Annotated in this window: 13 protein-coding genes; 4 read left to right on the top strand and 9 right to left on the bottom strand. The window is 70.6% G+C overall.

The window, feature by feature from the left end; genetic code table 11:
• Nucleotides 1–51: 51 nt before the first annotated feature.
• Entirely contained in the window at nucleotides 52–1821 is a 1770-nt protein-coding gene (leuA, locus tag OG349_RS24935) for a 2-isopropylmalate synthase (protein WP_327236708.1), read from the bottom strand.
• A 279-nt stretch (nucleotides 1822–2100) separates the two neighbouring features.
• On the opposite strand from leuA, the gene OG349_RS24930 reads away from it, so the two are divergent.
• Nucleotides 2101–3171 (top strand): M4 family metallopeptidase, encoded by a 1071-nt coding sequence (locus OG349_RS24930; protein WP_327236707.1) that lies wholly within the window; start codon nucleotides 2101–2103, stop codon nucleotides 3169–3171.
• A gap of 79 nt (nucleotides 3172–3250) precedes the next feature.
• Complete coding sequence (locus tag OG349_RS24925; protein WP_327236706.1) at nucleotides 3251–3517, top strand: protealysin inhibitor emfourin; 267 nt, start codon at nucleotides 3251–3253, stop codon at nucleotides 3515–3517.
• Here the strand turns inward: OG349_RS24925 and OG349_RS24920 are convergent.
• The 4 genes from OG349_RS24920 to OG349_RS24905 all read right to left on the bottom strand — a co-directional run bounded on the left by OG349_RS24920 (nucleotide 3491) and on the right by OG349_RS24905 (nucleotide 6376).
• The gene (locus tag OG349_RS24920; protein ID WP_327236705.1) at nucleotides 3491–3976 is read right to left on the bottom strand and encodes a TetR-like C-terminal domain-containing protein; all 486 of its coding nucleotides are present in this window, start codon (nucleotides 3974–3976) and stop codon (nucleotides 3491–3493) included. The two genes, OG349_RS24925 and OG349_RS24920, sit on opposite strands and share 27 nt — an antisense overlap.
• Nucleotides 3977–4047: 71 nt before the next feature.
• Nucleotides 4048–5019 carry a GTPase Era gene (gene era, locus OG349_RS24915; RefSeq protein ID WP_327236704.1) on the bottom strand — a complete coding sequence of 324 codons (972 nt, stop codon included), beginning with the start codon at nucleotides 5017–5019 and terminating at the stop codon, nucleotides 4048–4050.
• Nucleotides 5020–5103: 84 nt separating this feature from the next.
• On the bottom strand, nucleotides 5104–5469 hold the full coding sequence (locus OG349_RS24910; RefSeq protein WP_327236703.1) for a cytidine deaminase: 366 nt from the start codon (nucleotides 5467–5469) through the stop codon (nucleotides 5104–5106).
• 85 nt (nucleotides 5470–5554) lie between these two features.
• Entirely contained in the window at nucleotides 5555–6376 is an 822-nt protein-coding gene (locus tag OG349_RS24905; protein ID WP_327238710.1) for a helix-turn-helix transcriptional regulator, read from the bottom strand.
• 149 nt (nucleotides 6377–6525) lie between these two features.
• On the opposite strand from OG349_RS24905, the gene OG349_RS24900 reads away from it, so the two are divergent.
• Both OG349_RS24900 and OG349_RS24895 read left to right on the top strand, forming a co-directional pair.
• Nucleotides 6526–8049 carry an MFS transporter gene (locus OG349_RS24900; protein WP_327236702.1) on the top strand — a complete coding sequence of 508 codons (1524 nt, stop codon included), beginning with the start codon at nucleotides 6526–6528 and terminating at the stop codon, nucleotides 8047–8049.
• Between the two features lie 176 nt (nucleotides 8050–8225).
• Nucleotides 8226–9635, top strand: a complete 1410-nt coding sequence (locus OG349_RS24895) for a polysaccharide pyruvyl transferase family protein (RefSeq protein WP_327236701.1) — start codon at nucleotides 8226–8228, stop codon at nucleotides 9633–9635.
• Between the two features lie 43 nt (nucleotides 9636–9678).
• Here OG349_RS24895 and OG349_RS24890 read toward each other — a convergent pair whose 3' ends face one another.
• The 4 genes from OG349_RS24890 to OG349_RS24875 are packed head-to-tail and all read right to left on the bottom strand — an operon-like array spanning nucleotide 9679 to nucleotide 12938.
• Nucleotides 9679–10038, bottom strand: coding sequence for an MmcQ/YjbR family DNA-binding protein (locus tag OG349_RS24890; RefSeq protein WP_327238709.1), 360 nt, complete (start codon nucleotides 10036–10038; stop codon nucleotides 9679–9681).
• 44 nt (nucleotides 10039–10082) lie between these two features.
• Nucleotides 10083–11372, bottom strand: coding sequence for a hemolysin family protein (locus OG349_RS24885; protein ID WP_327236700.1), 1290 nt, complete (start codon nucleotides 11370–11372; stop codon nucleotides 10083–10085).
• Nucleotides 11369–11866, bottom strand: coding sequence for an rRNA maturation RNase YbeY (ybeY, locus tag OG349_RS24880; protein WP_161312613.1), 498 nt, complete (start codon nucleotides 11864–11866; stop codon nucleotides 11369–11371). Before ybeY ends, OG349_RS24885 begins: the two co-directional genes overlap by 4 nt.
• Nucleotides 11867–11906: 40 nt before the next feature.
• Nucleotides 11907–12938: a PhoH family protein gene (locus OG349_RS24875; protein WP_327236699.1), complete on the bottom strand. Its 1032-nt coding sequence runs from the start codon at nucleotides 12936–12938 to the stop codon at nucleotides 11907–11909.
• Nucleotides 12939–12955 lie beyond the last annotated feature (17 nt).

Below are 12955 nucleotides of genomic sequence, written 5' to 3'. Positions count from 1 at the left end.
CAGGTGGGCGGGGTTCGCAAAACCTCAGGTCAGCGGGGTCCGGAGGGAGGATCAGCGGGTGGCGCGGTTCACCGCGGAAATGACCGCCTTGAGTGACGCGCGAGTGGTGTTCGCGTCGATCCCGATGCCCCACAGCACCTTTCCGTCGATCGCGCACTCGATGTACGAGGCGGCCTGCGCGCTCGCGCCCTCGCTCATCGTGTGTTCCTGGTAGTCCAGCAGCCTGGCGTCCACGCCGACCGCCGCCAGGGCGTCGAAGAAGGCCGAGATCGGCCCGTTGCCGGTGCCGCTCAGGACCGTTTCCGTACCGTCGACCACGGCTCGTACGGTCAGCGTGTCCTGTCCGTCGGTGCCGGTCGTGGTCTGGCCGGACGTGAGCTGGATCCGGCCCCAGGCGTTGTCGGCGTTGGGCAGGTACTCGTCCTGGAAGACCGACCAGATCTGGCCGGGCGTGATCTCGCCGCCCTCGGCGTCGGTCTTGGTCTGGATGATCCGGGAGAACTCGATCTGCATGCGGCGCGGCAGGTCCAGCTTGTGCCCGTTCTTGAGGACGTACGCGACCCCGCCCTTGCCCGACTGCGAGTTGACCCGGATGACCGCCTCGTACGAACGCCCCACGTCCTTCGGGTCGATCGGCAGGTACGGCACCGCCCACTCGATCTCGTCCACCGTGACCCCGCGCGCCCCGGCGTCCGCCGCCATCGCGTCGAAGCCCTTCTTGATGGCGTCCTGGTGGGAGCCGGAGAAGGACGTGTAGACCAGGTCGCCCACGTACGGATGGCGCGGGTGGATCTCCATCTGGTTGCAGTACTCGCTGGTACGGCGGATGTCGTCGATCTGCGAGAAGTCGATCTGCGGGTCGACACCCTGCGAGAAGAGGTTCATGCCCAGGGTCACCAGGTCGACGTTGCCCGTACGCTCGCCCTGCCCGAACAGGCAGCCCTCGATCCGGTCGGCCCCGGCCATCAGCGCCAGTTCGGCGGCGGCGACGGCCGTACCCCGGTCGTTGTGCGGGTGCACGGACAGGCAGACGAACTCACGGCGGGACAGGTTCCGCGACATCCACTCGAAGCGGTCCGCGTGGGTCGACGGCGTCGAACGCTCCACGGTGGCGGGCAGGTTGAGGATGATCTCGCGGCCGGCCTCCGGCTGCCAGACGTCCATGACCGCCTCGCAGACCTCCAGCGCGAAGTCCAGCTCGGTGTCCGTGAAGATCTCCGGGCTGTACTGGTAGCCGAAGATCGTCTCGGGGCCGAGGATCTTCTCCGCGTACTCCATCACCAGCCGCGTCCCGTCCACGGCGATCTGCTTGACCTGCTCCTTCGTCCCCCGGAAGACCACGCGGCGGAAGGTCGGCGCGGTCGCGTTGTACAGGTGGACCGTCGCGCGGTGGGCGCCGCGCAGGGACTCCACCGTGCGCTCGATCAGCTCCTCGCGCGCCTGCGTCAGGACGGAGATCGTCACGTCCTCGGGGATCGCGCCCTCTTCGATGATCGACCGTACGAACGCGAAGTCGGTCTCGCCGGAGGACGGGAAGCCGACCTCGATCTCCTTGTAGCCCATGCGCACCAGCAGGTCGAACATCTCACGCTTGCGCGCCGGTGACATGGGGTCGATCAGGGCCTGGTTGCCGTCCCGCAGGTCGGTGGAGAGCCAGCGCGGCGCGGTGGTGACCCGCTTCTCGGGCCAGGTGCGGTCCGGGATGGCCACGGCCTCGTACGGGCCGTACTTGTGGATCGGCATTCCGGAGGGCTTCTGGGTGTGGGTCGCGTTGGTCAGGGGCGTGGGGCGACCGACAGAAGTGACGGAGGGGTCAGACATGGCGCAGGGCTCCTCGTGTGTCCGCTGGGACGGCCGACGGGGCGGGAAAACCGCAACACCAGACTCCGCGGGGAGGGGGTCGGCCTGCGACTACAGACCCTCGCCGCGGCAGCTAAGGAGAAGCAGCCCGAAACGCATGATGCGTGGCACTGTAGCCGAGCCCGGGTGTCCCGGACCGTCCGTATCAGTATGCGGGACCGAATACCGGCAGATCACTGCATTTCAGCCATCATGGTGGCTTTGAGTGACATCGGTGCTACGCAGTGCCACATTCTTCTTATGGATGCCACCCGTTCAGCAGCCCCGCACCCCGTCTTCTGCACGATCGTGCCGCCGCACGTGCTCGACAAACTCGCCAGGTCCGACGACCCGGCCCTCTCCGGACCCGCCCGCCGCACGCTGGAGGCGGACTCCGCGCGCCGTACGCGCCGCGCGCTCACGACCACCCTGGGGGCCCCGGCGGCCTCCGACGCGCCGACCGGCCGGCCCGCGCGCACGATCCACGACTGCGGGCACCGTACGGCCCTGCCGGGCAGGAAGGTCAGGTCCGAGGGCGACGAGCCGGGCGCGGACGCCACCGTCAACCGCGCGTACGGCGGGCTCGGCGCCACGTTCGAGCTGCTGCTGTCGGCGTACGGACGGGACTCGCTGGACGGCGCCGGGCTGCCGCTCGTCGCGAGCGTCCACTACGACCGGGACTACGGCAACGCGTTCTGGGACGGCGAGCAGATGGTCTTTGGCGACGGGGACGGCGAGATCTTCCTCGACTTCACGCTGCCCGTCGACGTGATCGCGCACGAACTGGCCCACGGCCTGACGCAGTACACCGCCAACCTCAGCTACTACGGCCAGCCGGGCGCCCTCAACGAGTCCGTGTCGGACGTCTTCGGCTCCCTGGTCAAGCAGTACACCCTGGACCAGACGGCCACCGAGGCGGACTGGCTCATCGGTGCCGGACTGCTCGCCCCGCGCGTCACGGGGGTGGCCCTGCGCTCGATGAAGGAGCCGGGGAGCGCGTACGACGACGACGTCCTCGGCAAGGACCCGCAGCCGGGGTCGATGGACGACTACGTGCGTACGGGGCGCGACAACGGCGGCGTGCACATCAACTCCGGCATCCCCAACCGGGCGTTCCACCTGCTCGCCACGCAGCTCGGCGGGAAGTCCTGGGAGCGGGCGGGCCAGATCTGGTTCGACGTGCTGACCGGCGGCGGCCTGGAGGTCGACGCGAACTTCACGGCCTTCGCCGGGCTCACGGTCGCGGCGGCGCGCACCCGCTTCGGGGACGGCACGGCGGAGCACGAGGCCGTGGTCAAGGCATGGGCGGAGGTGGGCGTCCCCACGGCGTGAGCCGCCCTCCTACGGGCCGGGGTCCGGGCGCTCGTGCGTCGCCCTCCCGCGAACGGCCGGTGTGCGTTAGACAGGACCCATGCGGATCGACGTACGGCGCACAGGCGGTTTCGCGGGCATCGAACGCGGGGCCGGGATCGACATCTCGGCCCTGCCCGACGCGGCCGCCTGGCGCGCCCTGGCGGAGCAGGCGGCCGCGGACGCCCAGGAAGCGCCCGCGCCGGTGGTGCCCGACGGTTTCAGCTATACGGTCACGGTCGACGGCCGGGTCTTCCACTGCGCGGACCCGCACCTGTCCGAGGCACAGCGCACGCTCGTCTCACGTGTCCTCAAGGAAGGCGCCTGAGGCGGTCGCCGCCTCGAAGGTGTCGCCCGCGCCGACCGCGAAGTCCCGTACGGCCGCGTCCAGGAAGGCCCGGTGGCCGTAGCGCCCCGGCAGGTAGCCGGTCCGCTCCAGCTCGGCCATGCCGTGCAGCAGGCACCACAGGCGGCGGACGAGCAGCCCCTCGTCGGCCGGCCGGAACCGGCCCGCCGCCACGGCCCGCTGGATCGCGCCGTTCGGCACGCGGAGCACGTACAGCCCCATCTCCCGGTGCGCGACGCCCGGTTGGAAGCCGGACAGTCCGGAGCCACCGAACAGCACGGCGTAGACGTCGGGTTCGGCGAGGGCGAACTCCCGGTACGCGCGGCAGAGCGCGAACAGCTCGGCGACCGGGTCGTCCTCGTCCTCACCGACCTCTCGGAGCCGTTCCAGGAAACGTGCGAACCCCTCACGCAGGACGCCGGTGTGATCAGTGGTCGACACGACAAGAAGAATAACGGCGTGACGGGGCGATCACGGGGTGTCGGCCGGACCTGAGAGGTGTGGGCCCGACCTCAGAAGCCCAGCTTGCGCAGCTGCTTCGGGTCGCGCTGCCAGTCCTTGGCGACCTTCACGTGCAGGTCGAGGAAGACCGGCGTACCGAGCAGCGCCTCGATGTGCTTGCGGGACTTCGTCCCGACCTCCTTGAGCCGCTTCCCCTTCGGGCCGATGATGATGCCCTTCTGGCTGGGCCGCTCGATGTAGACATTGGCGTGGATGTCGAGCAGCGGCTTGTCCGCCGGGCGGTCCTCGCGCGGCAGCATCTCCTCGACGACCACCGCGATCGAGTGCGGCAGCTCGTCCCGTACGCCTTCGAGCGCGGCTTCCCGGATCAGCTCGGCGACCATGACCATCTCGGGCTCGTCCGTGAGGTCGCCCTCGGGGTAGAGCGGCGGGCTCACCGGGAGCAGCGGGACGAGGAGGTCGGCCAGGAGGCCGACCTGCTGGTCGCCGACCGCCGACACCGGGACGATCTCGGCCCACTCCAGGCCGATCTCCTTGCCCAGCTGGTCGATGGCGATGAGCTGCTCGGCGAGCGTCCTGGACTCGACCAGGTCCGTCTTGGTGACGACGGCGACCTTCGGCGTCTTCTTGATCGCCGCCAGTTCCTTGGCGATGAACCGGTCACCGGGGCCGAGCTTCTGGTCGGCGGGCAGGCAGAAGCCGATCACGTCGACCTCGGACCAGGTCGCGCGCACGATGTCGTTGAGGCGCTCACCGAGGAGCGTGCGTGGCTTGTGGAGGCCGGGGGTGTCGACCAGGATCAGCTGCGCCTCGGGCCGGTGGACGATGCCCCGGACGGTGTGACGCGTGGTCTGCGGCCGGTTCGAGGTGATGGCCACCTTCTGACCGACCAGAGCGTTCGTGAGGGTGGACTTGCCCGCGTTGGGGCGGCCGACGAAGCAGGCGAAGCCGGCCCGGTGGGGGGCTTCCGCCGCTTCGGCTGCCTCGGACGAAGAGGGGGTACGAGCGCTCATGGCGCCCATTCTCCCCGATCGTTCACGCCCCGCCGACCAGATGGACGCCGATCCGGCCGCGGCAGGCCGGGGCGGCGGGCCGCCGGGCCCCCGTCAACCGGCCTGGACGGTCGTGCGCGGGACCCCGTCGGGGCCCGCCAGCAGCACGGGGGTCAGGTCGCCGCCGAGGTCACGTACGGCGGCGCGGTCGTCGTCCGCGACGGCGGCGGCCTCCGAGACGACCGCCGCCGCCTCCAGGGAGCCTGCCCCGCTGGCGACGGCCATCGCGACGGCCGTCCTGAGGGCGCTGAGCTTGAGGGAGGGCAGGTCGACCGTCCCGGCGGCGTACGTCCTGCCGGTGTCGTCCCGTACGGCCGCGCCCTCGGCGACTCCGTTGCGGGCGCGGGCGCTGCGGGCCAGGGTGATGATCTTGCGGTCCTCGGGGTCGAGTTCGGGACCGGGGCCGGTGCTCTGCGTCATGGGGTGAGCATAGGAGCCGTACGACAGAGCCCGCGACGGCCCCCGGCCGGTCGGGCGCCCACCGGGTCGGCGGCCCCCCGCCGCGTCAGCCCGCGAGCGGGTACAGCGAGCCCCGTACGCCCTCCGGGCTCGCCAGCCACTCCAGCTTCGCCGCCGTGTCCGTCTCGGGCAGCGGCGTCTGGAGGACGATCGCGAGGTCGGGCCTGGCGGGCACCCTGAGGTGCGTGGACTCCACGTACAGCGTGCCGACCACCGGGTGCTCCAGCTCCTTGCGGACCTGCCCGGCGGGCGCGATGTCCCGCTGGTTCCAGAGCACCGCGAACTCCTCGCTGGACGCCATGACCTCCTCGACCACCGCCTGGAACCCCTCGTCGTCGGGGCACTCCGAGCAGGCCGCCCGGAACTGCGCCACGACGAGCGGCGCGATCTTCTCCCACTGCTTCTGCCGGGCGCGGTAGACCGGGTCGGTGAAGAACGTGATCAGGCAGTTCCAGGGACCCCCCGCCCGCATCCCGAGCACCGCGCCGGCCGCGCCGTTGAACATCACCGTGTTCCAGTAGCAGTCCATGATGTGCGCGGGGTACGGCATCCACGCGTCGATCATCCGGCGCAGCCCGTCACACATGTCCGCCGCCTCCGGATGCACCTGCGGCGCGGGCGGGTTGAGGCCCGCCAGGACGTACAGGTGCCGGCGCTCGATGGCGGTCAGCCGCAGCACCCGGGCCACCGAGTCCAGGACCTGCGGCGAGACGGTGATATCCCGTCCCTGTTCGAGCCACTGGTACCAGGAGACGCCGACGCCCGCGAGGACGGCGACCTCCTCGCGCCGCAGTCCCGGTGTACGGCGCCGGGCCCCGCCGTCCGGCAGGCCCGCCTCGCCCGGGGTGACCCGGGCGCGCCTGCTCATCAGGAACTCGCGCAGCTCGCCGAGGCGACGCGTCCTGCCGGTCTCCGTGGTCACGAAGAACTCCCCCTGCCGCCCTGCTGTCTGGTGGTGCCGCCAACAGGATAAGTACCCGCTCCCCACGGCTATTCCGGCGACCGCAGGCTGAGGGCATGCCGACCGAGACCTCCGCCCCGACCCCGCCGGACCGCACGGGCACCTCTGCCCGGACCGCCGCCCCTGACCCCGACCGGGCCGCCACCCGACCCGCCGTCCCCACCTTCGACCACCCCCCGGCGCCCGCTCCCGCGCGGCTCACCGGCCGCGCCCGGCTGATCCTCTTCGTGCTCTGCGCCGCGCAGTTCATGGTGGCGCTCGACTTCTCCGTACTGAACGTGGCCCTGCCGGTCCTCGGCAAGGACCTGGGAATGAGCCCGTCCGCCCTCCAGTGGGGCGTCACCGCCTTCGCCCTGCCGTCCGGCGGCTTCCTGCTGCTCTTCGGCCGGATCGCCGACCTCTACGGACGCCGCAGGCTCTTCCTCACCGGCCTCGCCGTCTTCGGCTCCGCCTCGCTGCTCGCCACCCTCGCCTGGAGCCCCGAGGTGTTCCTGGCCGGACGGGCGCTCCAGGGCCTCGGCGCCGCCGTCATCGTGCCGACCGGGATGTCGCTCCTCACCACCACGTTCCCCGAAGGCCCGCAGCGCGACCGGGCGCTGGGCATCAGCGGCACGCTGCTCTCGCTGGGCTTCACCGTCGGGATGGTGCTCGGCGGGGTGATGACGGACACGCTGGGCTGGCGCTCCACCATGGGGCTGCTGGCGGTCGCCGCGGTGATCGTGCTCGCCCTGGCGCCCGGGCTGCTGCCCGAGTCCCGTACCCCCGAGCGGCCCCGCCTCGACGTCCCCGGCGCGGTGACCGTCACCGGCGGTCTGCTCGCGCTGATCTACGCCCTGTCGACCGCCGCCGAGCGCGGCTTCGGCGGCGCCGACGTCCTGACGGCACTCGTCGCGGGCGTCGCGCTGCTGGTGGCGTTCGCCGTGGTCGAGTCCCGCAGCGCCGCTCCCCTGGTCTCCCTGCCCATGCTGCGGCGGCGGACCGTGGCGTGGGGCAATCTGGGCGGGCTGGTCACCTTCTCGATGATGAGCACGGTGGTGTTCGTCCTCACCCTCTACTTCCAGGAGACCCTGGGTCTCAGCTCGTTCGAGACGGGTCTGGTCTTCGGCTTCCAGGGGCTGATGTCGGTGGTCGCGGGCGTGCTGGCCCCACGCGTGATCGGCCGCCTCGGCGCCCGCCGGACGCTGGCGGTATCCCTGGTGGGCCAGGGGCTGTTCACCGCCGCGCTGCTGGGCGTCGGCGCCAACTCGGGGGTGGCCCTGGCCACGGTGGCGATCTCGCTGGCGAGCATGTGCCACCTGGGCGCGATCATCTCGTACGGTCTGACCGTGACGTCCGGCGTCCCGGACGGGGAACAGGGCCTCGCCACCGGCCTGGTGACCACGACCCAGCAGGTCGGCCTCACCGTCGGGATCCCGCTGCTGGGCGTCCTCGCCACCACCCACGGCGGGCTGTACGACGGGGTCAGGCTGGTCCTCGCCACGGACGCGGCGATCGTGGTCGCGGTGGGGCTCCTGGTGGCGGCGGGACTGCGCGGACGCCGTGCGGCGGGCCCGCACGGGCGTCCTGAGGAACGGCTGTGAAAGGCCGTGCCGGGCTCTGCCCAAAGCACTCCATAACGTGAAATAGTCTGGCCTTCCCTTGTTTGACCTGGGGTATCGTCCCGTTCACCCCCTGTTCAAGGTTTCCTTGACCGGCGCCGCGAGCAGCGTTCGCTCTCCCCCCTCCGCCGGTGAGCCGAGCAAGAGAGACAAGGCCCATGAAGCGCATACTCATCCGCTCCGGCAAGAGCCCGTTCCGTGTCGCGTCGCGCGAGGAGTTCCTGCACCAGGATCTGATCGGCACGAACTCGGGCAACCTGCTGTTCAGCGACGCCACGCACAAGATCCTGCTCACGGAGCACACCGAGATCACGTCCAACGGTCTGCCGACCGACACGAGCGCCGCGCGGGCGAAGGAGATCAACGAGCGGTACGACGTTTTTGTCGTCCCCCTCGCCAACGCCTTCCGCCCGTCCTTCAAGACCTCGCTGGACCGGCTGTCCACCCTCATCGAGCAACTCACCATTCCCGTGGTGGTCCTGGGCGTCGGGGCCCAGGCCAACGAGAAGTTCGACGTCAAGCGGCTGGGTCCCATCGAGGCGTCCGTGAGACGGTTCTGCCGGGCGGTGCTGGAGAGATCGGCGTCCATCGGCGTCCGCGGTGAACTGACCGCCTCGTACCTCCACAACCTGGGCTTCTCCGAGGACGAGGTCGACATCATCGGCTGTCCTTCGATGTTCCTGCACGGGGAGACGTTCCCCGCCCTGAGCCGGCCGGGCACGATCGACGCGGCGTCCCGGATAGCGATCAACCTGTCGCCCGGGGCCGTCACGGTGGGCGACGTGGCCGGGCTCGCCGATCACGCGTACCGGCGCTTCCCCCACCTCACGTACTTCGCGCAGAACATGTCCGACGCCCAGCTGCTCTTCTGGGGCGACACCTCGGAGGCCTCGGGGAACGACGAGGCGCTGCCGCGCCGGCTGTCGCACCCGCTGTTCCAGGAGAACAAGGTCAGGGTCCCGCTGGACCCCAGGACGTGGCTGGAAGAGCTGTCCACGTTCGACTTCGCGTACGGCACCCGCATCCACGGCAACATCGCGGCGCTCCTGTCCGGCACCCCCGCCGTCGTCCTGGTGCACGACTCGCGGACCCTGGAGCTCTGCCGGTACTTCGACATCCCGCACCGGATGCTCCGGGGACTGCCCGGCGACATCCACCCGGCGGACCTGTACGAACAGGCCGACTACCGGCCGCTGGTGGACGGGCACCCGGAGCGCTTCCGCCGCTTCCGGGAGTTCCTCGACCGGAACAACCTCCAGAACACCTTCACCCACGGGGACGGCGGCGCGGCCTACGAGACCCGTCTCGCCGCGCTGAAACTGCCGTCGCCGATCGGTGTCTGGGACGGCTCCGACGACGGGGCGTTCCAGTACCGCATCAGCCGGCTGCACGAGCGGGCGGAGCGGAGCGAGCGCGCCGTGACCTCGCTCACCAAGCAGAACAAGGAACTCCAGAAGCTGGTCGCCGATCTGGAGAAGCGGCTGTCGGGCGTCGAGCGCCGGGCGGCGGTACGGATCGGCCCGGCGATACGGCGCCGCGTCCGCCGCGCCAAGACCGACAACGCGTAGCGGGGCGGCGGCCGTTCGGAAGCGGCCTCCCGGGGGCGGCCGCTCAGGGGCGGTCGAGCCGGAGCCGGTCCGCCCTCGGCAGGCCGGCCACCACCAGGTCGTACGAGTCCTCGATCAGTTCGCGGACCATCCGGGCGGGCAGGCCCGCGACCGTCACCGTGTTCCAGTGGCGCTTGTTGAGGTGCCAGCCCGGGACGATCTGCGGATGGGCCGCCCGCAGCCGGATCGCCTCCTCCGGGTCGCACTTGAGCGAGACCTTGAGCGGGCGCTCCTCCGGCGCGCAGAACGCGAAGATCCTGCCGCCGACCCGGAACACCGTCAGGCCGGGGCTGCCCGGGAACGGGACGTCGTGCGACGTCCCGTTCAACTCCAGGCAGCAGGCCCTCACTTCGGCCGCCGTCATCTCCCCGGCCGCCGCACCGGCGGCCGCGGGCTCCCCCGGGGCCGTCACGGATGCGGCTGCCGCGCGGGCTCCGGCTCCGCCAGGACCGTCACGATCTTGTTGCGGCGGCCCGCCGGGGACTCCGCCGTCAGCCGCAGCGTCCGGCCGTCCGGCAGGTCGACCTTGGCGCTGGCCCCGGCGATCGGCACCCGGCCCAGCGCCTTCGCGAGCAGCCCGCCGACCGTCTCCACGTCCTCGTCGTCGAACGCGTCGAGCCCGAACAGCTCCCCGAGGTCCCCGATGTCCAGCCGGGCCGTGACCCGGTAGGAGCCGTCGCCGATCTCCTCGACCGGGGGCAGCTCACGGTCGTACTCGTCGGTGATCTCGCCGACAATCTCCTCCAGGATGTCCTCGATCGTGACGATGCCGGCCGTACCGCCGTACTCGTCGATGACCACGGCGACATGGCTGCGCTCCTGCTGCATCTCCCGCAGCAGGTCGCCCGCGTTCTTCGTGTCCGGGACGAAGGCCGCCGGGCGCATCGCCGTGGAGACCAGGTCGGCCTCCGAGTCCCGGTTGATGTGGGTCTTCCTGACCAGGTCCTTGAGGTAGACGATGCCGACGATGTCGTCCTCGTTCTCCCCCGTCACCGGGATGCGGGAGAAACCGGAGCGCAGCGCCAGGGTCAGCGCCTGACGGATCGTCTTGGACCGCTCGATGGCGACCAGATCCGTACGCGGCACCATCACCTCGCGCACGAGCGTGTCGCCCAGCTCGAAGACGGAGTGCACCATCCGGCGCTCGTCGTCCTCGATCAGGGACTCCTGCTCGGCGAGGTCGACCATCGCGCGCAGCTCCGCCTCACTGGCGAACGGCCCCTTGCGGAACCCCTTGCCGGGCGTGAGCGCGTTGCCGAGGAGGATCAGCAGCTGCGGGACCGGGCCCATGATCCTGGCCAGCGGCAGCAGGACGTACGCGGACGCCGTGGCCACGTTCAGCGGATGCTGGCGGCCGATGGTCCGCGGCGAGACCCCCACCGCGACGTACGACACCAGGACCATGACGCCGATGGCGACGACCAGCGCCACCCATGTGTCGTCGAACCCGTTCAGGCAGACGTACGTGACCAGCACCCCGGCGGCCATCTCGCAGGCGACCCGCACCAGCAGGGCCACGTTCAGGTAGCGCGTGGGGTCGGCGGCGATCTGGGCGAGCTTGGCCGCGCCCCGGCGCCCGGACCTGACGGCCTCGGCCGCACGGAAGCTGGAGACGCGGGCCAGCCCCGCCTCGGCCGACGCCGCCAGCCAGGCGACGACGACCAGGGCGACGGCCCCGACGATCAGTTGGGCGGTCACGAGACGGTCGGCGCGGGCGAGGGCCCTTCGAGCCCGTGCTCGGCCCGCCACCCGTCGACGATCGCGGCCTGGAGGCCGAACATCTCGGCCTTCTCGTCCGGCACCTCGTGGTCGTACCCGAGGAGATGCAGCACTCCATGGACGGTGAGGAGCTGGAGCTCCTCGTCCATGGAGTGCCGCGTCGGGGCTTCCTCGCCCTGCCTCTTGGCGACCTCGGGGCAGAGCACGATGTCACCGAGGAGCCCCTGCGGGGGCTCCTCGTCGTCCTTCACCGGCGGACGCAGCTCGTCCATCGGGAAGGACATGACATCGGTCGGACCCGGCAGGTCCATCCACTGGAGGTGCAGCTGCTCCATGGCGGCCTCGTCCACCACGATCACCGACAGCTCGGAGAGCGGGTGGATGCGCATCCGGGTGAGCGCGTAGCGGGCGACGTCGAGAATCGCCTGCTCGTCGACCTCGGTGCCTGACTCGTTGTTGACGTCGATCGACATGGTGCGGTGTGACTCTCCCGATTAGTGCCGCGCGCTTCGTTCAGCGGTGCTGTTCGTTGCCGTTGCGGCTGTCGTACTGCTCGTAGGCGTCGACGATACGGCCGACGAGCTTGTGCCGTACGACATCCTCCGACGTCAGCCGGGAGAAGTGCACGTCGTCGACCCCTTCCAGGATCTCCTGGACCTGCCGCAGACCGCTCTTCGTGCCGCCCGGGAGGTCGACCTGGGTCACGTCACCGGTGATGACGATCTTCGATTCGAAGCCGAGGCGGGTGAGGAACATCTTCATCTGCTCGGGGCTGGTGTTCTGCGCCTCGTCCAGGATGATGAAAGCGTCGTTCAGCGTACGACCACGCATGTACGCCAGCGGCGCGACCTCGATCGTGCCCGCCGCCATCAGGCGGGGGATCGACTCGGGGTCGAGCATGTCGTGCAGCGCGTCGTAGAGCGGGCGCAGGTACGGGTCGATCTTCTCGTAGAGCGTCCCCGGCAGGAAGCCGAGCCGCTCCCCCGCCTCGACGGCGGGCCTGGTCAGGATGATGCGGCTGACCTGCTTGGACTGGAGGGCCTGGACGGCCTTGGCCATGGCCAGGTAGGTCTTGCCGGTACCGGCCGGGCCGATCCCGAAGACGATCGTGTTCTTGTCGATCGCGTCGACGTACCGCTTCTGGTTGAGGGTCTTGGGGCGGATCGTGCGTCCACGGCTGGACACGATGTTCTGCGTGAGCACCTCGGCGGGGGTCTCCTCGCCGTCGGCCCCGCCGCTCTCGCTCGCCCTGAGCATGGCGATGGAACGTTCCACTGCGTCCTCCGTCATCGGCTGACCGGTGCGGAGCACCAGCATCATCTCGTCGAGCAGGCGCTGGACGAGCGCGACGTCCGCCGCGCTGCCTGTCGCACTGATCTCGTTTCCCCGGACATGGATGTCTGCGGCCGGGAACGCCTTCTCGATCACACGCAGCAGGGAATCCCTCGAACCCAGGACCGTCACCATGGGGTGGCTGTCGGGGACGGTGAACTGGGCACGCGCCTGCGCCGGTGCGGGGGTCCGGTCTGTAGGTGTCTGAGTCATGGGCCGGCACTGTGGCC

Source organism: Streptomyces sp. NBC_01317 (assembly GCF_035961655.1).
GTDB lineage: Bacteria > Actinomycetota > Actinomycetes > Streptomycetales > Streptomycetaceae > Streptomyces.
Note: the sequence above shows the minus strand (reverse complement) of the source record. Positions and strands in the feature narration are given on the sequence as shown.